The organism is Desulfuromonas soudanensis, assembly GCF_001278055.1.
GTDB classification, from domain to species: Bacteria; Desulfobacterota; Desulfuromonadia; order Desulfuromonadales; family WTL; genus Deferrimonas; species Deferrimonas soudanensis.
Window position 1 is genome coordinate 2,015,356 of record NZ_CP010802.1, and the last position, 25,213, is coordinate 2,040,568.

Sequence of the window (25,213 nt, forward strand, 5' to 3'; positions counted from 1 at the left end):
TGGGAGTGGAGGGATTCGCGATGACCGGCAAAAGTTCCTTTGATGGAGGAAAAAGCATGTCCGCTGCCGACCTTCCCCGCCTGATCGGCGCCTACAAGAATGACCCGGAATCGGTCTACAATACCTGGTTCATTGCAAGCAAGGCGCGGATGAAGGCATTCCGCTCCATCCGCCGCGGCGTCATCGAGGTCATCGAGGCGATCAAGGCCGGCGCCTTCGGCAACGACTTCAAAGGCTCGCCGCTGGAGTTCGTCCTCGCCTGCATCACCGAGCAGAAGCAGGTCTTCGAAGGGGCGGCGCACCCATTCTACTGGAAGCCGAAGCTGCGCATCCCCGACATCTACGAGAACGAGGAGAACCAGAGGGCCTTCGGACGTTTCCTGGAGAACTGCCTCGCCTGCTCCTCCGCCGAAAAGCTGGTCCGCGAAATCCTCGCCCTGGACGCGCGCAAGATTAAAGGACTCGGCCCGGCCGTTGCCAATATTCTCTATTTTCTCCATCCCACCTTGATGCCTCCGTTCAACACCGCCATCGTGAAAGGTTTTAACACCCTCTTCGGCGACAACAAGAAGCTCGGCTCCTGGCCGGCCTACCTGGAAATGCGGGAGACAATCGTCAAAGCCAATGAAGAACTGCACCCGGCTCTCTCCAAGGATCTGGGGGCGATCTCTGGGCTTCTCTTCGATGTGGGGGTGGGGAAGATCGCCCTTGCGGGAAACTTCGAGACGGCACTTAACCTGGATAAAAAGAAGCTGGTGAAAATGCTCAAGGCTCGTCATGAGGCCGTACGGCGGGAAATGGAGGAAGAAAATTCACACCTGGAAATGCAGTTCCATCTGACCCGGATGGGGCGTGACCTCGGCTACGACGTCTGGGTGGCCGCCAACGATCGCACGCGCAGCCTCAAAGGTGTAAGCCTCCAATCCCTCGCTCTTCCAGCGCTGCCCGCTCTCGACCTGCCCCCGGAGGTGCTGCGGACGATTTCCCTCATCGACGTTATATGGGTGAGTCGGAAGAGCCCAAAGATCGAGTGTGCCTTCGAAATTGAAAAAACCACCTCCATTTATTCAGGAATGCTGCGGCTTCTTGATTTAGCATCATCCCTTGGCGACCGGAAATACGATTTTTTTCTCGTCGCGCCGGATAGCAGGGAGAGGGAAATTGTCGCCCAGTTTCAGCGCCCGGCCTTTCGCAATCTCAACGAGGTGGCGTTCCGGTACTTGCTGTTCTCCGACATTACCTGCAACTGTGAAGCAATGTGCCGGTTCGGGGAGGATTTCCGGATTTTGCTGAAGGTAGCCCGATCCCATATTGCCTGAGGTCAGGCGAGTTCGCTCGCATGCGCAAAGTAGTCATCGGATTTAACGGCACAGTGGAAGAGAGGGTAGAACCAGCGGAAAAAACAGGAGGAGGAACAGGTGCGCACCGGCAAAGGCGGATGGTTCGTGCGGGTGGTCTTCCCTTTTCACGGCCGCCGTGGCTTTGGAGAACTTCAGCGCCCGGTTCAACCAAGCCTTCGCCATCAGATGATTTTGTCGGCAGGGGCCGAACGCTTCAAGGCTAATTTGACAGCATATAAACCCGGGATATATTTGGCGTACAGACCTTAATGACAGCCTGCCGTCGTGTACTTGCTCTATGAGCGGGAAGGCGTAATCCTTCAGGAGATGCAGCCGGAGAAATGTCTGGCAGTCTGAGAGAGAAGTGCCGCAGTTTCTCCGCAGCCCTTCTCTTTGAAATTTGTCAGCAATCTTCGTCTTTTTCCGCCTTTACCTTCAACAAAATCTGACAGGAGAAGATGACCTTATGAAGAATCGATGGTTTTGCTGCTTGCTGCTCGCCTTGTTGCTGGCCGTTTCGAATATGGCGGTGGCTGCCGGTTACGAGGTGCGGCCCGGGATTGAAATCAGTTTTGAGCCTCTTGCCCTGCCTTGGCAGGTCAGCAAGGATCCGCCCGACTTTCTCATTCAGGAGAGGGCTGCCCACCTCCATGCCGCTCAACTGGAAGCTGCTCGCAAGGCTGGGATCGACAGCCCGGAAGAAGCCGCCCGTCAGATGCTGAAGGCCGAGGAACTCTTTCTCTTCAACCCGGAAAGCGGCGCACACCTCATGATCGACTTCAGCCCTCTCCGGGAAGGGGAGGCCCCCCCCAGTACAGGCACTTTGAAGGCTTCAGCCAGTTATGCCGCCGAAGACCTCAAAGGAGAAGAAGGGATCGAGGGCGCAAAGAGCAAGATCGGGAAAATTCGTATCAAGGGGACCAAAGCAGCCTACCGGGTGGATGCTGATTTCCTCATGCACGGCAAGGCGACCCGATTCATCGGCGTCATCACCTTCGGCCGGGATCACTGGATCTACCTCTACTATACTGGCCCGCATCCCGGCCTGGAGGACCTGGCGGTGGTGAGCCGGTTTTTAGAGGGTTTCAGCATCGCTCCGGGGAAAAATTGAAGGCATTTGACCCCCTCCCATTGATATGACCGCTTGGGCACTGCTGCGTCGCCATCCCTTGACTGAAAAGAGTCAATGCCCCTCAAGGAATGCGCCAATTTCCTCGATCTCGATCACAGCGCCATCAATGGACCGGGTGAAAAATACTGGCTCATTGGTAACAGTTCACCCGAGACAGGAATCCCAGGGTTTTCCGCCCAGATCGAACCGTTCGACCGCTGGCACCCGGTCAACCATATCCTTAACCTGCAAAAGTCGAGAGGTAAGAAGAAATGAATGGTTTTCTATGTATCCGGAGCCTGATTGCGACCCTGACCCTGCTGGCTGCGCTGGCCGCCCTGCCGGGGTGTATGCTCATTCCACATCACGGCAAGGACGACGACACGCGAACGGAACAGACTGCCGGGCCTCATGTCGGACACGGAGAAGAAGCGACTGAGCCAACCACCGCAGAGGTTGAGACTGCCGACAAAACCCACCACGGCCACGATGGGATGTCCATGATGCACGGCAGCGGCCGGTGGGGGTGGTTCGTCGGCGGAGTGATGGTGGTGATGATGGTTCTGGTGGCGTTGTAAGCCAATGTTCTGCCGTTTCCGGCAATCAATGACAGAACGAGTCGGAGGCCGAGGAACCCTCTTCAGGAAGGGAAGCCAACCATGGGCATCCGAGGAAAGCTTCTTGTTCTTCTTCTGCTTATTTCGGTTGTGCCGCTGACAATCAACGCGGCCATCAACCATCTCTCCCTGCATCGCTTCGGCCGGCATCTCGCGGCTGTAACGCGAACCCTTCTGACCGACAGCGCCCACGCCTACCTGCATCAGGTGGTGGAAAGTTACCAGCACCTGCAGGAGCGCGACAGCAAGACCGTGGAAGCGGCGCTGAAGCTGGAGTCCCAACAGTGGCGAAACCGTCTCGAATCTGCCGAACCCGAACCGAACAGTCCCGCAATCGTCTTTCAATTTCTGAAGGACTTCCGCCCTGACCTGACCGCGAGGCAGTACACCTTCCTCGCTTCTGGAACGGGGTTCACCTATCCCTCCGAGGAAAATTTTCCTGGCAGCTCCGACCCGCGGCAGCTTCCCTGGTATGAGGCCGCCCACGACAAGATGGTCTTGACCCGCACACTCGCCATTGATCCCATCACAGGTCACCCCGCTCTCTTCACAGCCATCCCTCTGTTGACGCCTGACGGCAGATTTAACGGCGTCACGGCGATAAGCCGGCCGCTCAGCGAAGTTCTCCGGACCATGGCATTGCCGGAGGCCTGGACCGGGAAGGCCCGAGCCATGCTGGTCATGCTGGAGAAAGGTGGGGGAGAGACGCCGGATCGACTGCGCATCGTGGCGGCCGGGGCGGAAGGAACAGTGAGCCCGGAAACGGGAGAGGGGGCCTACCTGGAGCCGGACGAACCCGCTGAAGCCGGTTCGCTGCTCAAGAAGATCACCTCGGGTCAAGCCGGAACGGCAAGAATCGTCTTTCGCGGGCAGGAGACGCACTGGGTCTTCGGCGCAGGCCGAGAGGGGGAGCCCTTGCCGGTCGTCATCGTGTCCCATGACGCGATCATCGACGAGGCCCTGGCGGCCGAACGGCATGTCCAGAGCAAGACGATCCAGGGCCTGATGATTTCCGGGGCGCTGCTGGCCGCCGTGGTCCTGATTGTGGTTGCCCTGGCCTTTGCCAGTTCCCGCCGGGTCACCCGCCCCCTGAGTCAGCTTGCCGCGGCCGCCCAGAGATTAACCGGCGGCGACTTTCAGGCCAGGGCCGAGATTCGCACCGGCGATGAGCTGGAAGAACTTGGCCGGATCTTCAACGGCCTGGGCCCAAGGCTTCTGGAGCGCGAACGCATGGCCGGCTCTCTGGCCCTGGCCGGCGAGATCCAGGGGCACCTGCTGCCGACGGGACCTCCTCCGGTGGCGGGCCTCGACATCTTCGGAGGCGTCGCCTATTGCGATGAAGCCGGCGGTGATTACTATGATTTTATCGATCTACCGAAAGGCCGCCTGGGGTTGGCGGTGGGAGACGTGACGGGGCACGGAATCGGCGCGGCGCTACTGATGGCCTCAGCCCGGGGGATACTACGCTCCCACGCCGAACGCGACAGCAGCGACCTGCCGGTCCTCTTCTCGGCGCTGAACCGCCACCTGGCGAGGGATGTCGGCGATGAGCGTTTCATGACCCTTTTTTACGGAGTTCTGGATGCCCGGGACCGGTCTTTGCGTTGGTGTTCCGCTGGGCACGGCCCTGTCTTCCTCTTCCGGAGCCAAAGTGGCGCAGTGGAGGAATTGGAGACGACGGGAATACCCCTGGGAATCATGCCTGCGGGGGGCTGGGAGGGGACCGGGCCGATCGTCCTGGAGAGCGGCGATATACTGCTTGTCGGAACCGACGGCCTCTGGGAAGCTCGTGATCTTGCCGGGGTTGCCTTTGGCACGGAGCGGCTCCACACGACAATCCTCTCTCGTCGGCAAGAAGCGGCGGCGGAGATCTACGCGGCAGCGATGGAAGCGGTGCGGGTCTTCCGCGGCGCGGGGCGGCAGGAGGATGATGTGACGCTGGTGGTGGTGAAGGTTGTCTAGCGGCATCACCAATACGGCGGCTGACCTCCGCCGAGATTGCACAGACGCAGAGTGAGGTGGAAGGGTGGTAGGGTACCCCGAAATCGAGTACATGGTGGAGGGGAATGGCTACATCGAGAAGGTCGAGGACATCGAGCATGTTCCGGTCGGCGCCGATATGAAGGGCACTTCGATCCTGATCCGGGATATCGGAATGTTTTATCTCGGCCCCGACATCCGCAATGGCCCGCAGGTGAGATATACGCCGAAATTCTGTGAAACGTCACCACTTTTCGTAATGGCGGACGCCAGGGAGATGACATTATCCTCGTAGTCATCAAGGTCTGCGCCGGAAAAGCCGAATCGGCAAATGTTGAATAGTCCTCAGTTCGCTGTCGACAATCCTGTAAGAATATATTGACGCTTCAATAATTTTTAGTAATTACAGGAGAGTATCAATCTGGAACTGATCTTGCATTTGTAGCGCATGACACTCCAACCCATGAAAAGGAGAACGCCATGTTCTACGTTCAGGATCCGGTATGCGGGGAGTTGATCGACTGGGAGGATGCCAAGTCGACCATCCGATTTGGTGGACAACGTTATTATTTCTGCTGCCTCCGCTGCCGTAACAAGTTCATGGCAAATCCTGCGGCATGCCTGTCCAGGGAGAGGACGAAGAAGGCTTCCTCCGATTCAGAGATCCCCAACCCTTCCCCGAAGGGAAGGGTGTCGAGATGATACGCCTGAGTCTGGGTGCGGCGATGACGTTTTTTTTTCTATTGGCCGGCGGCTGCTCTCTCTTGCATCAGCATGGGCGAATCGTTTCACCCCCGGGATGCAACCGGTGTCACCAGGAGCCGATCGAGGCGAACTGGCATGTACTGTTCAAACCGGTATTGATCCATGATGAGACTGATTCAGGCAGGGGAGGGGGCGTCGCCTCCGGCAAACCCCCGGGGGACAGGGAAGAGCGTCGGTGCTTCTCCTGTCACCATACCCCGGCCAAGGATCATGCATTTTATCAAGGCATCTATGCTCATTGACGAAGTCTAGCCGGATGAATAGTGCTGATGGCTTTCGCTTCTGAGAATATGTATGCCAGGTCACGACTGGGTTACACATTTCCTCTTTTTGAGGTGCAGAAGATATTCCCTTGCAGCGATGGCGGCTTTCGCCCCTTCGCCGGCGGCGATGATGATTCTCTTACCGAAGGCGTCGGTCACGTCGCCGGCGGCAAAAAGACCCCGGCGCGACGTCGAGCAATCGGGGCCGATGGGAATCTCCCCGCGTTCATTTAACTCCAGCAAGGGGGCGGCAAGTCCAGAGTTGGGCTGCAGGCCAACAGCGATAAAAACTCCTCTAACGAGGATTTCGACCATCTTTTCTTCCCCGCGTTTACGGATGGCGACGCCGGACAGGTGTTTATCCCCGCTGAAAACCTGGGCCTGAAATCCTTCATGCCGGATCAGACTGGGAATGCGGCAGGCCCGCTCGATGACGGCCTGATCCGCCTTGAGCTCGGAATTGGAGATCAGATGAATCGCGCCGGCCACCGGCTGCAGGTTTTCGACGATCTGCAAGGCTGAGTTGCCGCCGCCGATGACGGCAACATCCCATCCCTCAACCTGGGAGAAGTCGGGAATGTTTCCATAGAAGACGCCCCGCCGCTGGAAGTCCTCTTCGCCCGGGATGCCGAGCTTTCTTCGCGTCATCCCAGTGGCGACGAGCAACGCTCGGGCGCGATAGGCGGCGGCAGGTGTCTTGACGCGATATCCCTCCTCATCCGCTTCCACCGCCTCCACCTCAGCGATCAGATGATCGATGTAATGGGAATGGATCAACTGGTGGCGGAACTTGTCGACCAGTTCCGGTCCGGTGATGAAGTCGAAGCCCATATAGTTTTCGACCTTGGTACTGTCGATGGCCTGACCTCCCAGGTCCCTGCTGATCAGCAGGGCATCTATCCTTAGCGTTGCCGCATAGACGGCAGCGGTCAGTCCGGCTGGGCCGCCGCCGATGACAATGAGATCGTAGGAATCCCGGGTAGATTTGCAGATTATATCGCTGAGAAATTTTTCCCGACACCCTTCGGAGCAGAATCGAAACATTTTGCCTTCGCACTCGGCGGTGAAAGGAGTTTTCTGGTCAACGGGCATGCCGCATACGGGGTCTTTTCTCATTTTTTCTCCAATTGCCGATACCTGCCCGGACTCACGGCCAGGTATCGACGTCAAGGGTTGAAGCCTTACATATCCAGTGGACGCGCCTTAAAAGACTGTCCCTTCAAGAGAAGCCAAAGACCTGCAACACTAAAACCGGATTTTTCCGGAACAAGCAGTTCGACTCGAAGTGTCCGACAGGCCCCTGGGATCAGGATTGGTTCAGGCTGCCGCCGAGGACGAAAACCGAAAACTGCCGCCCCGTCTCACGTTGCCTGACAGGCCAGCGATGGAACTCCCTGCTGCTATTATACGTCTGTCATTCTCATACTGATAATCATCAATCAGAAAAATAGTCTTGAAAAGCGAGACTGTCCCTCTGACATCTTTGCGACGGGTTGAGGCCATTTGTATATTCAACTGCAGAGCATCCATGCGTCTTGATTGGGTGAATAATGCCGGGGAGGCATTGGGGTCCGTACACTCGCAGTAATTTCCGGCGAAACCGGATCAACTCAACACTAAAAGCCTGATAAAGACGGCGATCGTCTTCCTGGCCGTGCCGTTCTCCCTGGTCGAGGCCTTCTGGTTCCTCTATCTCCTCGGCTACAACACCTCGGTGGTGGTCTGGGTCGGGGTGATCGCGCTGGCCCGTTCCCTGCTGCCGACCAGCAATGGAGAAATCGAAGAGGTCTAGGTGCCCAGAAAATGGTTGCGAATCGTAAAAGCTGTATCTTTCCCGCAAGATGGTACAATTGCCTTGTCGTGGCAGGAGATTTCCACAACAGCTTGGGGCTTTTCCCCGGCAATTCACCCGGAGGTACACAATGAAAAAACGTTGGACAGTATTTTTCACCGTTCTGTTGACTGTCGGCCTCCCCTTCGCGGCCGTCGCCGCCTCCCATGAGCACGATCATGGATCCATGAATCACGAGAAGATGGAAGGGATGAATCACAGCGGCATGGCGATGACGGGGGACATGATCATGCTCGGCGACGACAGCGAAGAGGGGGTCAAGGCCATGGCCCATCTCAAGGACGTCCAGGAGGCCATGGCCAAGATGGGGATGGCCCAGACCCACCATTTCATGGTCATGTTCATGGACGCGGAAAGCGGTAAGCCGATTGAAGCCGGGACCGTAGCGGTGAAGATCAAAGGACCCTCCGGGAGCGAAGGGGAACCGGTCAAGCTGATGGGGATGCAGGGGCACTTCGGCGCCGACATCGCCCTGGCGAAAAAGGGTGAGTACAAGTTCAAACTCGGCACCAAGCTGGCGGACGGCAAGAAGCGGCAGTTCGAGTTCGAATTCACCCTCAAGTGACTTGAAGGAGGGGGGCCACGAACTTTCGTGGCCCCCCTCCAACAGAAAGGAGTTCACCATGTTTCGGTCAAAAACTGTTCCGATACTGATCCTCGGATTCTTTATTGTGATGGCCCTAATGGTGACGGCCTTTTCCCTCCAGCCGTCAAGGGTTCTTGCAGCTCCCCAGGGAGAGATCGGCCGTTACCAGATCTCCTCTTGGGCCTCTTATTCCGGCGAAAGAGTTCATCACAGCGGTTATTACATTCTGGACACGATGACCGGCAAGGTCGTAGATCGAGGTCATGAAATTCATGGCATCGACTCTGGGCCTCGCCCTTAAATCGAGCCACAAAATTAAAGACTCAATATCAGTGGCCTGTTTGCTCGCTCTGGTGGCTACTGTACGGATATCGCCTGGGGGACGGCACCCAGCACAGACAAGGGGGAGGGGAGTGATGAACAAGTGTATGCTGAGGATTCTGGTTGTGCACGCCCTGGTGCTGGTCCTGGCCGGCACAGCGACTGCGCAGGGTGATGCCTCCGCCATTCCGGGCCCTGCGGGGAAGATGCCGATGATGAAGATGATGGGAGAGTCGCCGGCAGGGGGGCATCCCTGCGGCATGGCAGGTCCCGCCCCCTGTGGCCACGGCGTTGTGCCGATGCAGTCCCTGGCCGCCCGCCTGGAGATGATGCCCTGCTTCCTCTCCGGACGCATGCCGATGAATCCAGCGGCGATGCAGACGATGATGGACCGGATCTTTTACCTCGACCGCTCCGATGAACTCGGTCTGGATGCCGGCCAGGTGGCCAGGCTCAAGGAGATCCGCAACGCCTGTCGGGCCGACAATATCCGCAGCGGCGCCGACCTCAAGGTGGTCCGCCTTGAACTGGAGGAAGCCCTGCAGGGTGAGTGGCGGCAAAAAGGGGTTGAACCGCTCCTTCAGAAGATCCACCGGATCGAGAACGAAATCCAGGTCCGTCATCTGCGGGCTCTGGAGGAGGCGCGCAGCGTCCTGACTGCCGAGCAGCGCATGCGCGCCGCCCAACCCCAGGGCGGCGACCTGGAGGATCTCTTCCGCTGACTTTTCCGTTCATTCCAGGCTTTTCTCGCGCCCCCGCCGACAAACCGGGGGCGCACCCTTTTCGGGCCCCTTTTCCCTTTACAAACCCGGGCGGTTTCTATATTTTAAGCGATTGCATCAAAGACTGTCATCGATGTTTTTCAAGGGGACTATGGATAGAGATCTGATTCGCAACTTTTCGATTATCGCTCACATCGACCACGGCAAATCGACCCTGGCCGACCGCCTGCTTGAAGAGACCGGAACCCTGACCGCCCGGGAGAAGACCGATCAATTTCTCGACAAGATGGAACTCGAGCGCGAGCGCGGCATTACCATCAAGGCTCAGGCCGTGCGCCTCAAATACCGGGCCGATGACGGCAAGAACTACATCCTCAACCTCATCGACACCCCCGGCCACGTCGACTTCACCTACGAAGTCAGCCGCTCTCTGACGGCTTGTGAGGGTGCGATGCTGGTCGTCGATGCCTCCCAGGGAGTCGAAGCCCAGACCCTGGCCAATGTCTATCTCGCCCTCGACCAGAACCTGGAAATTTTTGCGGTTCTCAACAAAATCGATCTCCCCAGTGCCGATCCGCTGCGCGTCAAGGCTGAAATCGAGGAGATTATCGGTCTCGACACCATCGACGCCGTCGAGGCCAGCGCCAAGGAGGGGATCGGCATCCACGACATTCTCGAGGAGATTGTCCACAAGGTGCCCGCCCCCAAGGGGGACGAAACGGCGCCGCTCAAGGCACTGATCTTCGACTCCTGGTACGACGCCTACCAGGGGGTCATCATTCTGGTTCGGATCTTTGACGGAACCCTTAAGAAGGGGGACAAGATCCAGCTGATGGCCAACAAAAAGACCTACGAGGTCCTGAAAATGGGGGTTTTCTCCCCCCATCCCGTGGAAATGGCGAGCCTCGGCGCCGGCGAAGTCGGTTTCGTCATCGCCGGAATCAAGGTCGTGGCGGACGCCAAGGTCGGAGATACCATCACCCACCTCCACCGCCCCACGGAAACACCCCTCCCCGGATTCAAGGTCGTCAAGCCGATGGTCTTCTCCGGCCTTTATCCCATCGACACCAGCGACTATGACCTGCTGCGGGACGCCCTGGAGAAGTTGCGGCTCAACGATGCTTCCTTCTCCTTCGAGCCGGAGACGTCCCTGGCCCTCGGATTCGGCTTCCGCTGCGGTTTTCTCGGCCTGCTGCATATGGAAATCATTCAGGAGCGTCTCGAGCGAGAGTTCGGCGTCGACCTGATCACCACCGCCCCAACCGTTATCTACAAGGTCACCACCACGGGGGGGGAGCTCCTTCAGGTCGAAAGCGCCAACAAGCTCCCCGAGGTGCAGTTCATCGAGCGTATCGAGGAACCGTTCATCCTCGCCAGCATCCACGTCCCCAACGAATTCGTCGGCGCGGTCCTCTCCCTGTGCGAGGAAAAACGCGGAATTCAGCGGGAGATCAAATATCTCACCGCCAACCGCGTCATGGTGGTCTACGAGCTGCCGCTCAACGAGATCGTTCTCGATTTCTATGACCGCCTCAAATCGATCTCCCGCGGCTACGCCTCTCTCGACTATGAACATCTCGACTTTCGCGAAAGCCAGCTGGTGCGTCTCAATATCCTGATCAACGGTGAGGTCGTCGACGCCCTGTCGCTGATCGTTCATCGCGACAAGTCCCAGTACCGGGGGCGTGATCTGGTCACGAAGATGAAGGAATTCATCCCCCGTCAGCAATTCGAAGTCGCCATCCAGGCGGCCATCGGCACCAAGGTCATTGCCCGGGAGACTGTCAAGGCCCTGCGCAAGGACGTAACAGCCAAATGCTACGGAGGCGATATTTCCCGCAAGCGCAAGCTCCTCGAGAAGCAGAAAGAGGGGAAAAAGCGAATGAAGCAGGTCGGGAACGTCGAACTCCCCCAGGAAGCCTTCCTGGCAATCCTCAAGGTGAAAGAGTAAATATTATGGCCAAGCAATCCGATGACAGAAGTGGCGCTCCGGCAAAAAAACCGTGGTACCGCGAGTATTCCGAAGCGCTCATCGTTGCTGTCATTCTGGCTCTGATCATTCGAACCTTCGTCGTTCAGGCCTTCAAGATTCCCTCCGGATCGATGGAGGACACCCTGCTGATCGGCGACCACCTTCTGGTCAGCAAGTTCATCTACGGCGTCCAGTTTCCCTGGTCCGATGACCGCTATCTGGCTCTTCGCCACCCCGAACGCGGCGACGTCATCGTCTTCGAGTTCCCCGAAGACAAGGACAAGTCCTACTTCGAACGGCGCGACTTCATCAAGCGAGTGATCGGCGTTCCCGGGGATACGGTCGAGGTTCGCAATAAACAGGTGTTCGTCAACGGCGAGCTCTACACTATCCCCCAGGAGGTCCACAAGGAGGAGTCGGTTGTCTCGGCCCAGTACGGTCCCAGGGATTTCATGGCACCGGTAACGGTCCCTCCGGGGAATTATTTCGTCATGGGCGACAATCGTGACCGCTCCTACGACAGTCGTTTCTGGGGGTTTGTTGCCGAACCGAAGATCAAGGGACAGGCCTTTATCAAATACTGGTCCTGGGACAGCGAGGATTTTTCCGTCCGCTGGAACCGCATCGGCCGGCCGATTCATTGATACAGGAGGGGAGGGGACGGATTTTTTTGACGCCGGAACACCATATTTGGCGTTGACAGACCCGAAAGTCCCCTGATATAGTTCCCGGCAACATTTTGGAAACGTCCCTTTTAAGTTAATCCCGAGAGGTTAGCAAAGGTGGCAAAGGTCCAGCAACGTCATAGCATCGACTACGTCTTGATACCTTTTCGCCTTTGGAGCGAAGAGGTATTTTTTTGCTTTTAAATTCAGGGACTCAGGAGGTCGGGGACATGGCAAATACGGAAACGGTCATTCTTGATCGCAACGGCATCAGCCGGGGGTTGACCCGCATCGCCCACGAAATTCTCGAACGGAACAAGGGGGTCGCCAACCTGGTTCTGGTCGGCATCCGTAGCGGCGGGGACCACCTGGCCCGCGAACTCCGGTCACTCATCGCCGACATCGAAGGGGAGGAGGTTCCCCTCGGGGCCGTGGACGTTACCATGTACCGCGACGACCTCGGCTCCCGGGGACCAATGGCCATGGGGAAGACCGAGATCCCCTTTCCCCTCGACGGCAGGAATGTCATTCTTGTCGACGACGTCCTCTACACCGGACGCACCATCCGGGCCGCCATGGATGCGCTCATCGACCTGGGTCGCCCCCGCAACATTCAGCTGGCGGTCCTTGTCGACCGCGGCCATCGCGAGCTGCCGATTCGCGCCGATTATGTCGGGCGCAACGTCCCCACCGCCCGGGAAGAAAACATTCTGGTGGAATTCGACGAAAATCAGAAACCCGTCGAGGTCCGTCTCATCAAGTCGTGATCGTCGTTCCCTGAGACCGCTGCCCCTTTTCCTTTTCCATGACCAGAGGGAGGTCCGCCATGTCTTTCCGGCACAAGCACATCCTCGGCACCGAGTATCTCTCCAGTGAAGACATCCAGCTGATACTGGATACCGCCGACAGTTTCAAGGAGATCAACTCCCGGGAAATCAAGAAGGTTCCGACGCTCAGGGGCAAGACCATCATCAACCTCTTTTACGAGGCGAGCACCCGGACCCGCATCTCTTTCGAGATCGCCGGCAAGCGCCTCTCGGCCGACACTGTCAATATCTCGGCCTCAGCCTCTTCGGTCGTCAAGGGGGAAACGCTTGAAGATACAGCGAAAAATCTCGAGGCGATGGCTCCGGACATCATCGTCATGCGCCACTCAGCTTCCGGCGCTCCCCATTACCTGGCCGAGCGCGTCGGCTGTTCGGTGATCAATGCCGGTGACGGCGCCCATGAACACCCGAGCCAGGCTCTCCTCGACCTGCTGACCATCCGCCAGCACAAGGGGACCCTCAAGGGGCTGACGGTCGCCATCGTCGGTGACATCAGTCACAGCCGGGTGGCCCGTTCCGACCTCTATGCCATGAAAACGATGGGGATGAATGTCCGCCTGGTCGGCCCCGGGACAATGGTTCCGCCGGGGATCGAACGTCTCGGAGCCGAGGTCTATACGGACATGGACCAGGCGTTGCGCGGCGCCGATGTGGTGATGATGCTGCGGATTCAGCTGGAACGCCAGGGGAAACCGCTGATTCCGTCCGTGCGGGAATATGCGCGGTTCTACGGTCTCAACCCGTCCCGGCTGGCCCTGGCCGCCAAGGACGCCATCGTCATGCATCCCGGCCCCATGAACCGCGGGGTCGAAATTTCCTCCTATGTCGCCGACGGCCCCCAGAATGTGATTCTGGAGCAGGTCGAAAACGGCGTGGCCGTGCGCATGGCGCTCCTCTATCTTGTGGCCGGCGGGGAACATCCGCAATAGGCCGTTAGGGCAATCCCTGGGATTCAGTCAATCAATTACACATTCACTGCATGGGGTGACCAATGAAAATATTGATCAAAGGCGGGCGGGTTCTGGATCCGGCACACGAGGTGGATGCGATCCTCGATCTGCTCATCGAGGACGGCCGCATCACCAGAATCGACAAGGGGATCAAGGCCGAAGGTGCGGAGGTGATCGACGCCAAAGGGAAACTGGTGACCCCCGGACTGATCGACATCCATGTCCATCTGCGCGATCCCGGCTACGAATACAAGGAGGACATCGCCACCGGGACCAGGGCGGCCGTGATCGGAGGTTTCACCAGCGTTGCCTGCATGCCGAACACCAACCCGGTCAACGACAACAAGACCGTGACCCTCTACATTCTCGCCAAGGCGCGGGAATCGGGGATGGCCAATGTCTTTCCCGTCGGCAGTATCACCCGGGGACTCAAGGGGGAGATCCTTTCCGAGATGGGCGAACTCAAGGAAGCCGGATGCCTGGCCCTCTCCGATGACGGAAAGCCGGTCGGCAACGGCGAGATGATGCGCAACGCCATGGAGTACGCCCGTCCCTTCGGTCTGACCCTGATCTCCCATGCCGAAGATCTCTCCCTGGTCGGCACCGGAGTGATGAACGAAGGCTTCGTCGCCACCGAGCTGGGGCTCAAGGGGATCCCCTGGGTCGCCGAGGATGCGGCCGTCGCCCGGGATGTCATGCTCGCCGAGTTCACCGGCTGCCGTCTTCATGTGGCCCACCTGTCCACCCGCGGGGCGGTGGAAATCGTCCGCGCCGCCAAGAAACGGGGCGTCCCCGTCACCTGTGAAGCGACCCCCCATCACTTCACCCTGACCGACGAAGCGGTGCGCGGCTACAACACCAACGCCAAGATGAATCCGCCGCTGCGCAGTGCCGAAGACGTGGAGGCGATCCGCCTTGGTCTGGCCGACGGCACCATCGACGCCATCGCCACGGATCACGCCCCGCATCACTATGATGAGAAGAACGTCGAATTCAACATTGCCCACAACGGCATCGTCGGTCTCGAAACGGCCCTGCCGCTGACCCTGCGTCTGGTGGAAGACGGGGTTCTGACCTTCGGCGAGGCGATTGCCCGCCTGACTTGCGGCCCGGCAAAGGCCCTGGGAATCCCCCGCGGCACCCTCGAGGTCGGTTGTGTGGCCGATGTCACGGTGATCGATCCCGAGCTCAAATGGACTCTTGTTGCCTCCGCTCTCTCCTCCAAGAGCAAGAACACCCCCTTCGACGGCTGGAAAATGAAGGGTGCCGCCACACATACCCTTGTCGACGGCCGGATCGTCTTCCGCCGCGAGGCGTAGGATGGCAGCGGAAAAGCTCATGGATTACAAGTTGTTTCAGTGCATGCTTAACCCAACATCTCAAGGAACGGTGGACTCATGAAAGCAATTCTGGCTCTGGCTGACGGCAGAGTCTTTTACGGCAAGGCCCTGGGCACCTCCGGTGAAATCGCCGGCGAGGTCGTTTTCAACACCAGCATGACCGGATACCAGGAGATCCTCACCGACCCTTCCTATGCCGGCGAAATCGTCGCCATGACCTACCCGCAGATCGGCAACTACGGCATCAACCCCGAAGACGTTGAGTCGGGCAAGCCTCATCTCCGCGGATTCGTGGTCAAGGAAGCCTGCGAATTCCCCAGCAACTGGCGCTCGACCATGACCCTCGACGCCTATCTCAAGGAGAACGGCATCGTCGGCATCCAGGGGATCGACACCCGGGCGCTGGTTCGGCATATCCGCGACAAGGGGGCCCAGACCGGCATCATCTCTTCCCTCGACCTCGATCCGAAGAGCCTGGTGGCCAAGGCGCAAAAGGCGCCCTCCATCGTCGGTCGGGATCTCGTTCGCGAGGTGACCTGCAAACAGCCCTATCACTGGAACGAAGGACCCTGGGATCTCACCGAGGGGTACCGGGAATCAACGCTGGCCCCCGCCTACAAGGTCGTGGCTTACGATTTCGGCATCAAGCGCAATATTCTGCGCAACCTGGTCAACGCCGGCTGCGACGTCACCGTGGTTCCGGCCGACACCCCGGCCGAGGAGGTGCTGGCCATGAATCCCGACGGGGTCTTCCTCAGCAACGGTCCCGGGGACCCCGAGCCGATCGTCTACGCCCAGGAGAACATCCGCCGGATTCTCGGGAAAAAGCCGGTCTTCGGCATCTGCCTCGGGCATCAGCTCCTCTCCATCGCCCTGGGAGGGAAAACCTACAAACTCAAGTTCGGCCACCGCGGCGGCAATCAGCCGGTACGGCAAGGGGAGGGGCATGACGTGGAAATCACCGCCCAGAACCACGGCTTTGCCGTCGATGCCGCCTCGATGAGCAGCGACGCGGTCATGACCCATATCAACCTCAATGACAACACCGTTGAGGGGCTCACTCACCGGACCCTCCCGGCCTTCTCGGTACAATATCATCCCGAAGCGTCCCCCGGGCCCCACGATGCCCACTACCTGTTCGACCGCTTTATCGAAATGATGGAAAAGGAAAAACAGGGCAACAAATGACGGGTGACAGGTCTCGTCACCCCCTTGGATTTTTTCTTCTCAAAACCTTGTCACTCGTGACCCGTTCCTGAGGTTTCAATATGCCAAAACGTACCGACATAAAAAAGATTCTCATCATCGGCGCCGGCCCCATCATCATCGGTCAGGCCTGCGAATTCGACTATTCGGGGACCCAGGCCTGCAAGGCCCTCAAGGAGGAGGGATACACCGTCATTCTCCTCAACTCCAATCCGGCAACCATCATGACCGACCCCGAGTTTGCCGACCGCACCTATATCGAACCGGTCACCCCCGAGGTTCTGGCGCGGATCATCGAAAAAGAGCGTCCCGACGCCTTGCTCCCGACCCTCGGCGGACAGACCGCTCTCAACACCGCCGTTGCCGTCGCCAAGAACGGCACCCTGGAAAAGTTCGGTGTCGAATTGATCGGCGCCAAGCTTCCGGCCATCGAGATGGCCGAAGACCGCACCCTGTTCAAGGCGGCGATGGAGAGAATCGGGATCGCCGTCCCCCGTTCAGGACTTGCCCATAATTATCAGGAGGCGCTGGAGGTCGTCGAGTATGTCGGATACCCCGCCATCATTCGTCCTTCCTTTACCATGGGGGGGACCGGCGGCGGCATCGCCTACAACCGGGAGGAATACGAGGTCATGGCCATGGCCGGGATCGACGCCTCTCCGACGGACGAAATCCTGGTCGAGGAGTCGTTGATCGGCTGGAAGGAGTACGAACTGGAGGTCATGCGCGATCTGGCCGACAACGTGGTCATCATCTGCTCCATCGAGAACCTCGATCCGATGGGGGTGCATACGGGCGATTCGATCACCGTCGCCCCGGCCCAGACCCTGACCGACAAGGAATATCAGCTGCTGCGGGATGCCTCCCTCAAAATCATCCGTGAGATCGGCGTCGAGACCGGCGGCTCCAACATCCAGTTCGGCATCAACCCGCGGAACGGCCGGATGGTCGTAATCGAGATGAATCCCCGGGTCTCCCGCTCCTCGGCCCTTGCCTCCAAGGCCACAGGTTTTCCCATCGCCAAGATTGCCGCCAAGCTCTCGGTCGGCTACACCCTCGATGAGATTGCCAACGATATTACCCGGAAAACCTTTGCCGCCTTCGAGCCGACCATCGATTACGTGGTCACCAAGATCCCGCGCTTTACCTTTGAAAAATTCCCCCAGGCCGACGCCACCCTGACCACCCAGATGAAGTCCGTGGGCGAGGTAATGGCCATCGGCCGCACCTTCAAGGAAAGCTTTCAGAAGGCTCTGCGTTCCCTGGAGATCGGTTCCTACGGGCTGGAAAGCCGCCTCTTCGAAAGCCCCTCCGACTACCGTCGCGCCCTCAGCGAATCGGAGCAGGACCTGTTGCACTCCAAGCTGCGCATCCCCAACTGGGAGCGTCTCTGGTATCTGGCCGATGCCCTCCGCAGCGGCCTCTCCATCGACGAGATTTTCCAGATGACGGCAATCGACCCCTGGTTTTTGAACCACATCCGCCAGATCGTCGAGATGGAAGGTGTCCTTCACGCCAGCGCCGCCATGGTCGCCAGGGAAGGGACCGACCTGCGGGAACTCCTCCTCGACGCCAAGCAGGCCGGATTCTCCGACCGGCGCCTGGCCGCCCTTTGGGAGGTGACCGAGGAGGATGTCCGTCAGATTCGCCACCGCTGCGGCATCCGCCCGGTCTACAAAAGGGTCGACACCTGCGGTGCCGAATTCGAGGCCTTTACCCCCTACCTCTACTCCACCTACGAGACGGAGTGCGAGTCGGAGCCCTCCGACCGCAAAAAAATCATGATTCTCGGCGGCGGTCCGAACCGCATCGGCCAGGGGATCGAATTCGACTACTGCTGCGTGCACGGGGTCTTCGCTCTGGGCGAAGACGGCTACGAAACGATCATGGTCAACTGCAACCCGGAAACCGTTTCCACCGACTACGACACCTCCGATCGTCTCTACTTCGAGCCGCTGACCTTCGAGGATGTGCTCGAGATTGTCCAACTGGAGAAGCCCGTGGGGGTCATCGTCCAGTTCGGCGGCCAGACCCCCCTCAAGCTGGCTCTGGCCCTTGAAAAGGCCGGCGTCCCCATCATCGGCACTTCGCCCGACGCCATCGACCGCGCCGAGGACAGGGAACGTTTTCAGGCGCTTTTGCACAAGCTCGATCTCAAGCAGCCGGAAAACGGCATCGCCCGATCCTTTGAAGAGTCCGAAAAGATCGCCGCCCGCATCGGCTACCCCGTTGTGGTTCGCCCCTCCTACGTTCTCGGTGGCCGGGGGATGGAGATCGTCTACGATGCCGAGGCGCTGCGCAACTACATGAAATACGCCGTGCAGGCCTCTCCGGAGCACCCGATCCTCATCGACCGATTTCTCGACGAAGCGATCGAGGTCGATGTCGATGCCCTCTCCGACGGCCGCGAGGTGGTCATCGGCGGGATCATGCAGCATATCGAGGAGGCGGGGATTCATTCCGGCGATTCGGCCTGCGCTCTGCCGCCCTTCTCCCTTTCACCGGCCATCATTGCGGAAATCAAGCGTCAGACGGTGGCCCTGGCTCTGGAGCTGCAGGTCGTCGGGTTGATGAATATCCAGTATGCGGTCAAGGGGGAGGTGATCTACCTTCTCGAGGTGAACCCCCGCGCCAGCCGCACCGTCCCCTTTGTTTCCAAAGCCACCGGTCGCCCCCTGGCCAAGATCGCCGCCCGCGTCATGGCCGGCAAAACCTTGAGCGAACTCGGCATCTCCGGAGACATCGTCCCCAAGCATGTCTCCGTCAAAGAGTCGGTCTTTCCCTTCGTCAAGTTCCCGGGAGTCGATACCCTCCTCGGCCCGGAGATGAAATCGACGGGGGAGGTCATGGGGATCGACATGGATTTCGGCAAGGCCTTCGCCAAGGCCCAGCTCGGCGCCGGCGTCAAACTCCCCCTCTCCGGAAAGGTCTTCATCAGCATCAAGGATACGGACAAGAAACACATAGTCGAGTCGGCCAGAAAGCTCGTCGAGGCCGGCTTTGAAATCGTCGCCACCCGGGGGACGGCCAGTTTCCTCAATGAAAAGGGAGTGGCGGCGACAGCCATCAACAAGGTCAAGGAAGGGCGTCCCCACTGCGTCGACGCCATCAAGAGTCACGAGATCGCCATGGTCTTCAACACAACCTTCGGCGCCCTGTCCGTGGCCGATTCCTACTCGATACGGCGCTCCGCCCTGATGAACAATGTCGCCTACTTCACCACCGTCGCCGGCATGAAGGCGGCCGTCGACGGAATCCTGGCGATGCGCCGAGAAACGCTTGACGTAGTGCCCCTTCAAGAGTATTATCCGCAAAAATAAATGTCGTTTTCGAGGCTTCTTTTTCCGTGGAGCCACAACGAGATAATTTAGACGGATCGGGCGGGGAAACCCGCCCGATCAATTTTAGCTGAAGAGGAAAAGATTTATGTCCAGCTCGATTCCCATGACCCGTGAAGGCTATCAGCGCCTGCAGGAGGAACTCAAGCGGCGCGTCCGCGTTGATCGCCCCAAGGTTGTTCAAGACATAGCCGAAGCTCGGGCCCATGGTGACCTCTCTGAAAACGCCGAATACGACGCTGCCAAAGAAAGGCAGGGTTTTGTCGAGGGGCGCATCAAGGAGCTCAATGACAAGATTGCCCGGGCCCAGGTGATCAACCCGGCCGAACTCGATACCGACAAGGTGGTGTTCGGCGCCAAGGTCACCCTCTTCGATGTCGATTCCGGCACTGAAGTCACCTACCAGATCGTCGGCGAAGACGAGGCCGACCTCAAGGACGGCAAGATCTCGGTCACCTCCCCCGTCGGAAAAGCCCTGATCGGTCACCGCCTCGACGACGAAGTGCGGATAAAGGTCCCTTCCGGGCTGAAAGTCTATGAAGTCATCGACATCAAATACGAATAATTGATCGAAAGGAGATCAAAAATGAGCCAGAAAATCACCAAGGATATGACCTTTCACCAGATCCTGCAGATGAGTCCCGAAGTCGCCAAGGTCCTCGGCAAGTACAACCTCGGCTGTATCGGTTGCATGGGTGCCATGCGCGAAACCCTGGAACAGGGTGCCACCGCTCACGGCGTCGACGTCAATGACATCCTCCGCGATCTCAACGCCATATTCGGCGAATAAAGGGGAGGGGAGGTGCCCCTGACCCCATCCTACCTGCGCAGCCGCGAACTTTTAGCCACCCCCCTGGAGCAAATCCGGGGGGTCGGTCCGCGCATTCTCGAAAAACTTCGTCGACTCGGTCTCAGTACCGTTGAAGACGCCCTCTACACTCTCCCCTTCCGCTACGAAGACCGCAGACAGATCCGCAAGATCGCCGAGTTGCGCAATGGACTCCGCGAGGTTTTCTGCGGCGAAATCCTTGCGTCCGGCGAAGCCGTCACCCCCCGATCCCGCAAAAAAATCTTTGAAGTCATCGTCGGAGACGGTTCCGGACGGTTGTCCCTCAAGTGGTTTCATTACCGCAAGGAGTGGATGACAAAGCGCTTCTCCGTCGGCCAGAAGGCCGTTTTTATCGGTGAAGTTAAGTTCTTCGGCCCGATGCGCGAGGTCCACCACCCCGATGTGGAGCCATTGGGGGAGGGGGGGGGAGGCTGCGATCCGGCATCGGCCGACCCCTTAAGTTTCGGTCGTATCCTCCCCATTTACCCTCTGACCGAAGGGTTGAATCAGAAGGGAGTCCGCAAGATCTGGAAGGATCTGGTCGATCGTTTCGCCCCGGTCGCCGTCTCCCCCATCCCTCCCCGTTTTCTCGGCGCCCGCCGGTTGATCCCTCTGGGAGAAGCCCTGCAGCAGGTCCACTGGCCCGATGGACAGACTTCCCTCGAGGACCTTGAAGCCGGCCGCGATTCGGCCCGCCGGACCCTGGTTTACGACGAATTCTTCTTTCTCGAGCTCGGCCTCGCCCTGAAACGCCGCGGCATCGTACTGGAAAAGGGGATCCCCTTTCAGGTCACTCACCGCTACACCAAACCTCTGGCCGAACTTCTTCCCTATCGTCTCACCGATGCCCAGCGTCGGGTTCTGGGAGAGATCAAGCGCGACCTCATGGCGCCCCACCCCATGCACCGCCTGTTGCAGGGGGATGTCGGCAGCGGCAAAACCATCGTCGCCCTGATGAGCGCACTGCTGGCCATCGAAAACGAAACCCAGGTCGCCGTCGTCGCCCCCACCGAAATTCTTGTCGATCAGCACTTTCTTCAATTTGCCCACTGGCTCTCGGCGCTCGGTCTGAAGGCGGCGGTCCTCAAGGGATCGACGACCGCCAAAGCCCGCCGTCAGACTCTGGAGGATATCCGCAGCGGCGCGGTCAACCTGGTGGTCGGCACCCACGCCGTCCTCCAGGAAGGAGTGGAATTCAAGCGCCTTGGATTGGGGATCATCGACGAACAGCACCGCTTCGGAGTCCGGCAGAGAGGCGTCCTGCGTCACAAGGGGGAGGGGCCCCACATCCTTGTGATGACCGCCACACCCATTCCGCGCACCCTCTCTTTGACCCTCTATGGCGACCTGGCTCTCTCGGTCATCGACCAGTTGCCACCGGGCCGCACCCCCGTCGAAACCCGGATCATCGAGGAGAAAAACCGCTCGCAGGCCTACGCCCTCATCGACCGGGAACTGGCCGCAGGCCGCCAGGCCTATGTCGTTTACCCATTGGTTGAAGATTCGGAGAAAAGCGACCTCAAGGCGGCCAGTGAAGGTGCGGAATTCTTACAAAAAACCATATTCGCGGGACGCGTTGTCGGCCTGTTGCACGGCAGGATGAAGAGCGACGAGAAGGAGGGGGTGATGGCCGCCTTCAACCGCGGGGAGATCGATGTTCTGGTCTCGACGACGGTCATTGAAGTCGGGGTCGACGTCCCCAATGCTACGGTGATGATGATCGAGCACGGCGAACGCTTCGGTCTGGCTCAGCTCCACCAGTTGAGAGGACGGGTAGGGCGGGGAGCGGAAAAAAGTTATTGCCTGCTCATGCGCTCGCTCCAGTGCAGCGCGGAAGGTTCCCGGCGTTTGCAGGTCATGACCGAGACAAACGACGGTTTTCGCATCGCCGAGGCCGATCTGGAGATCCGGGGGCCGGGGGAGTTTCTCGGCACTCGCCAATCCGGCGTCCCCGATTTTCGTGTCGCCAATCTCCTCAGGGACGGAAGGATCCTCGAAGAGGCCAGAGAAGATGCCTTTTCCGTCGCCCAAAACCCTGAATTTCTTCGTGGCGATGACTTTGCCGATCTGCGTCAGGCCCTTCAGGACCGCTGGGGGAACCGCCTGGAGCTGGCCAGCATCGGCTGATTCCTTATGTTCAACTGCGTGTTATGACAGCATACCGAGTCGACATCGGGTTGCACTTGTCCAGATGTCTAATGACGACCGTGTTTTTTTTTGCTACGAGGGAGGCAACCGCGTACTCCTTTATACGAAAGGCAGGTGCAACCATGGCATGGCGCAATCGCTTGACCGGGCTGTTAATTCTTTTCACCTTGGGCTGCACTCCCATGATGTATGGTGTTTCGCTAGAAACCTGGGAAAGCCTCAATGAGGCTCAGCGTCTCGAAACAATCGACGGCTACAATCAGAGGCAGGTCGCCCTGCAGCAGGCCCGGGCCAAAGCGGCTCGATCGAGGGCGGCGGCCCTCGAGCTGCAGCGACAGCGCGAATCCGAAGAGGACCGGTTACGCCAGGTGCGGGTCGACGCCGTCTATCGCGGCGAAGGACATTACGGTGACCTGCTGAGAATTACCATTGCCGGAGGGGATCTGAATTTCTCCGGCAAACAGAGGCCTTACGATTCCCTGTCATTCAAGATTGCCGAAGGGGAAATCAAGAGCCTGCAGGTCACCGGCGATAAACGACGGCGGGCCACCCTCGTCGTCAGCTACCTGGATGGCACCCTGATCATCGACGATCCTTCGGCCAAAGGGAGGCGTCATGGTGGGATCAGGCTCGGTTATGATCCCTCTTGGGGGCAGGGCAAAACCTATACAGGGCTTGTCAGTGACGGACCGCTACGCCTCCGGGGAGCCGAGATCGCCATACAGATCGCCAGCCAACACCCACCGGTCGCAGAGAATAAACAACCCCAGATCATCATCATACAGAATCCGTCACCGCCGCAAACGATCATTGTCAGGGACCACTTGAGAAAACCCTCTGATCAGAGGATTATCGAAGTCAATAATCCTCCATCTAAGGACCCCCGGAGAAAATCCCCAATGGGGCCAGTGAACGCCGCCGATCCTTCCGCGGAGGTTGGAAAAGATCATCACCGCCCCGGAAGGGAGTTCCATTCCGGAGAAGAGAAACGCGAGGGGAAAGAAACCCGTATCGTAGAAAAGGGCGTTGGGCAGGAGAATCAACGCTCTCCCGGACAGACGGACCCTAGGCTGGACCCTCAGGGCCCGAGGCATGGGACCGGCCAATCGGAGTTTCTAGGTGGAAAGCCCCTCAAAGTCACTCTGCACCCGAGGGGGAAGGGGAAAGGATTGCGGGAAATCCTGAGGCCGATCGTCTTTGCGATTCGTGCGGGGGAGAACCTGCAAATTCCCCTGGAAAGTGAACAGGGGGCGACAAAACTCCTTCTGGTCGGCTATCAGGAGGGAGTCTTGTATGTCGACGGCGACCCCTCAAGGCGATGGAAGCAGAGCAAGGCGACCGCGCTGACATATGATGAAACGTGGACAAAGGGCCGCAGATACAAAATCTCCACAGAGGGACCCGCCAGAATGAGGGACTGCGAAATCTTCATCCAGGAAACCTCTGACTAATACCCGGACCAATAGGGAATTCTTTCGAGTCCGGTGGTTCCTTGAACCGCCGGACTTTTTGAACCCACGTTTCCCTCAAGCTCAAAATCCTAGTTTACATAATATATCTAGTAGGGTTTTCCCACAAATGAGAAAAACTAATGAAGGGGAGGGGAGGCAACCAGGGGGGTTGACAAAGATGGTCGTATTACATAAAATCACAAGAGAAATCCCCTGTTTCTGTGAGAGGTTACGGGCGGATTTGTTTAACCGAAGCCCGGAGCTGTAACTCTGGGCTTCGTCTTTTTGAGCCTCCCTGAGCTGTAACTCAGGGGGGCTTTTCTAATGAGGGCGGAACTGTAATTCCGGCATCTCTAATTAGAGAAAAGGCTACTTTCTGTCTGGATCATTTTCCTTGAGCATGAGATCGAGTTTCAATTCCTCGAGGGCCGTCATGTCCTCGTGAGGTTCGCAGCCTAAGTAATCATCCAAGTCGGTAAGACACCTGTTCAGGTAAAAGGAAAGATACCCGACGGGAAAATCACGTTCTCTGAGAAGCTCGCTTACCCTGTCGAACTGTTCAGCGTTGACGGTGATGGAAACTCGCTTTTTACCTTGCTTTGCCATGTTGGCCCCTTGTGTTGTGTAGGATGGATGTCAATATGCAGCACCTATGCAGCACCTGTCAAGATTATTCGAAGTAGGAGAGGGGGGGGTGACGCGATTTCGTAATACTACCAAGGAGGGCCGGGGAGTTACCGTAATACGGAAAAAGGGGTCTTCATGCCCTGGGCGTCCTGATCGGGTGAATTGGCCGACACTCCACCGGGAGACGCAGGCAGAACGGAACAAGCCAAGGTCGACGAGCGCTAAAATCTTGCGCTCGACCTTGGCTTATTCCTGCCAGCTAATCGCCTTCGGCTCTTGCTCCCCGTGGATCGTCTACCGTTC

At 58.6% G+C, this 25,213-nt stretch carries 24 protein-coding genes; 22 read left to right on the forward strand and 2 right to left on the reverse strand.

Translation table 11 applies throughout. The features are described from left to right. Positions 1 to 56: 56 nt before the first annotated feature. From DSOUD_RS09115 to DSOUD_RS19160, 7 genes are all read left to right on the forward strand, one after another. Positions 57 to 1,319, forward strand: coding sequence for a hypothetical protein (locus DSOUD_RS09115; RefSeq protein WP_053552348.1), 1,263 nt, complete (start codon positions 57 to 59; stop codon positions 1,317 to 1,319). 421 nt (positions 1,320 to 1,740) lie between these two features. Next, entirely contained in the window at positions 1,741 to 2,451 is a 711-nt protein-coding gene (locus DSOUD_RS09120) for a hypothetical protein (protein ID WP_157671819.1), read from the forward strand. 75 nt (positions 2,452 to 2,526) lie between these two features. Continuing rightward, entirely contained in the window at positions 2,527 to 2,727 is a 201-nt protein-coding gene (locus DSOUD_RS09125; RefSeq protein WP_053550719.1) for a hypothetical protein, read from the forward strand. After that, positions 2,724 to 3,029, forward strand: coding sequence for a hypothetical protein (locus tag DSOUD_RS09130; protein WP_053550720.1), 306 nt, complete (start codon positions 2,724 to 2,726; stop codon positions 3,027 to 3,029). Before DSOUD_RS09125 ends, DSOUD_RS09130 begins: the two co-directional genes overlap by 4 nt. A gap of 81 nt (positions 3,030 to 3,110) precedes the next feature. After that, entirely contained in the window at positions 3,111 to 5,030 is a 1,920-nt protein-coding gene (locus DSOUD_RS09135) for a SpoIIE family protein phosphatase (RefSeq protein ID WP_053550721.1), read from the forward strand. Positions 5,031 to 5,094: 64 nt separating this feature from the next. Next, on the forward strand, positions 5,095 to 5,343 hold the full coding sequence (locus DSOUD_RS09140; protein ID WP_053550722.1) for a hypothetical protein: 249 nt from the start codon (positions 5,095 to 5,097) through the stop codon (positions 5,341 to 5,343). 185 nt (positions 5,344 to 5,528) lie between these two features. After that, positions 5,529 to 5,750 (forward strand): YHS domain-containing protein, encoded by a 222-nt coding sequence (locus DSOUD_RS19160; protein ID WP_053550723.1) that lies wholly within the window; start codon positions 5,529 to 5,531, stop codon positions 5,748 to 5,750. Positions 5,751 to 6,115: 365 nt separating this feature from the next. On the opposite strand, the gene DSOUD_RS09150 is transcribed toward DSOUD_RS19160, so the two are convergent. Next, positions 6,116 to 7,246: an FAD-dependent oxidoreductase gene (locus DSOUD_RS09150; protein WP_157671821.1), complete on the reverse strand. Its 1,131-nt coding sequence runs from the start codon at positions 7,244 to 7,246 to the stop codon at positions 6,116 to 6,118. A gap of 484 nt (positions 7,247 to 7,730) precedes the next feature. On the opposite strand from DSOUD_RS09150, the gene DSOUD_RS18450 reads away from it, so the two are divergent. The 15 genes from DSOUD_RS18450 to DSOUD_RS09220 all read left to right on the forward strand — a co-directional run bounded on the left by DSOUD_RS18450 (position 7,731) and on the right by DSOUD_RS09220 (position 24,283). Next, on the forward strand, positions 7,731 to 7,868 hold the full coding sequence (locus DSOUD_RS18450) for a hypothetical protein (protein WP_157671822.1): 138 nt from the start codon (positions 7,731 to 7,733) through the stop codon (positions 7,866 to 7,868). A gap of 130 nt (positions 7,869 to 7,998) precedes the next feature. Next, complete coding sequence (locus DSOUD_RS09155; RefSeq protein ID WP_053550725.1) at positions 7,999 to 8,493, forward strand: hypothetical protein; 495 nt, start codon at positions 7,999 to 8,001, stop codon at positions 8,491 to 8,493. A gap of 58 nt (positions 8,494 to 8,551) precedes the next feature. Beyond that, on the forward strand, positions 8,552 to 8,815 hold the full coding sequence (locus DSOUD_RS09160) for a hypothetical protein (protein ID WP_053550726.1): 264 nt from the start codon (positions 8,552 to 8,554) through the stop codon (positions 8,813 to 8,815). A 115-nt stretch (positions 8,816 to 8,930) separates the two neighbouring features. After that, a complete protein-coding gene (locus DSOUD_RS09165; RefSeq protein ID WP_053550727.1) occupies positions 8,931 to 9,557 on the forward strand; it encodes a hypothetical protein in 627 nt (208 codons plus the stop codon). Positions 9,558 to 9,708: 151 nt separating this feature from the next. Then, positions 9,709 to 11,508 (forward strand): translation elongation factor 4, encoded by a 1,800-nt coding sequence (lepA, locus tag DSOUD_RS09170; RefSeq protein ID WP_053552349.1) that lies wholly within the window; start codon positions 9,709 to 9,711, stop codon positions 11,506 to 11,508. A 5-nt stretch (positions 11,509 to 11,513) separates the two neighbouring features. Further along, entirely contained in the window at positions 11,514 to 12,173 is a 660-nt protein-coding gene (gene lepB / locus DSOUD_RS09175) for a signal peptidase I (RefSeq protein ID WP_053550728.1), read from the forward strand. 251 nt (positions 12,174 to 12,424) lie between these two features. After that, complete coding sequence (gene pyrR / locus DSOUD_RS09180) at positions 12,425 to 12,961, forward strand: bifunctional pyr operon transcriptional regulator/uracil phosphoribosyltransferase PyrR (RefSeq protein ID WP_053550729.1); 537 nt, start codon at positions 12,425 to 12,427, stop codon at positions 12,959 to 12,961. A gap of 59 nt (positions 12,962 to 13,020) precedes the next feature. Continuing rightward, positions 13,021 to 13,950: an aspartate carbamoyltransferase catalytic subunit gene (locus tag DSOUD_RS09185; RefSeq protein WP_053550730.1), complete on the forward strand. Its 930-nt coding sequence runs from the start codon at positions 13,021 to 13,023 to the stop codon at positions 13,948 to 13,950. A gap of 62 nt (positions 13,951 to 14,012) precedes the next feature. Continuing rightward, positions 14,013 to 15,290: a dihydroorotase gene (locus tag DSOUD_RS09190; protein WP_053550731.1), complete on the forward strand. Its 1,278-nt coding sequence runs from the start codon at positions 14,013 to 14,015 to the stop codon at positions 15,288 to 15,290. Between the two features lie 78 nt (positions 15,291 to 15,368). After that, on the forward strand, positions 15,369 to 16,499 hold the full coding sequence (gene carA / locus DSOUD_RS09195; protein ID WP_053550732.1) for a glutamine-hydrolyzing carbamoyl-phosphate synthase small subunit: 1,131 nt from the start codon (positions 15,369 to 15,371) through the stop codon (positions 16,497 to 16,499). Positions 16,500 to 16,579: 80 nt separating this feature from the next. Then, the gene (gene carB, locus DSOUD_RS09200) at positions 16,580 to 19,837 is read left to right on the forward strand and encodes a carbamoyl-phosphate synthase large subunit (protein ID WP_053550733.1); all 3,258 of its coding nucleotides are present in this window, start codon (positions 16,580 to 16,582) and stop codon (positions 19,835 to 19,837) included. Between the two features lie 106 nt (positions 19,838 to 19,943). After that, positions 19,944 to 20,420, forward strand: a complete 477-nt coding sequence (gene greA / locus DSOUD_RS09205) for a transcription elongation factor GreA (protein WP_053550734.1) — start codon at positions 19,944 to 19,946, stop codon at positions 20,418 to 20,420. A gap of 21 nt (positions 20,421 to 20,441) precedes the next feature. Continuing rightward, positions 20,442 to 20,645: a DUF1858 domain-containing protein gene (locus DSOUD_RS09210; protein ID WP_053550735.1), complete on the forward strand. Its 204-nt coding sequence runs from the start codon at positions 20,442 to 20,444 to the stop codon at positions 20,643 to 20,645. A 12-nt stretch (positions 20,646 to 20,657) separates the two neighbouring features. Further along, complete coding sequence (gene recG / locus DSOUD_RS09215) at positions 20,658 to 22,811, forward strand: ATP-dependent DNA helicase RecG (RefSeq protein ID WP_053550736.1); 2,154 nt, start codon at positions 20,658 to 20,660, stop codon at positions 22,809 to 22,811. Positions 22,812 to 22,954: 143 nt separating this feature from the next. Next, positions 22,955 to 24,283 carry a hypothetical protein gene (locus DSOUD_RS09220; protein WP_157671823.1) on the forward strand — a complete coding sequence of 443 codons (1,329 nt, stop codon included), beginning with the start codon at positions 22,955 to 22,957 and terminating at the stop codon, positions 24,281 to 24,283. Between the two features lie 369 nt (positions 24,284 to 24,652). On the opposite strand, the gene DSOUD_RS09225 is transcribed toward DSOUD_RS09220, so the two are convergent. Next, positions 24,653 to 24,889 (reverse strand): hypothetical protein, encoded by a 237-nt coding sequence (locus DSOUD_RS09225; RefSeq protein WP_053550738.1) that lies wholly within the window; start codon positions 24,887 to 24,889, stop codon positions 24,653 to 24,655. Positions 24,890 to 25,213: the final 324 nt, after the last annotated feature.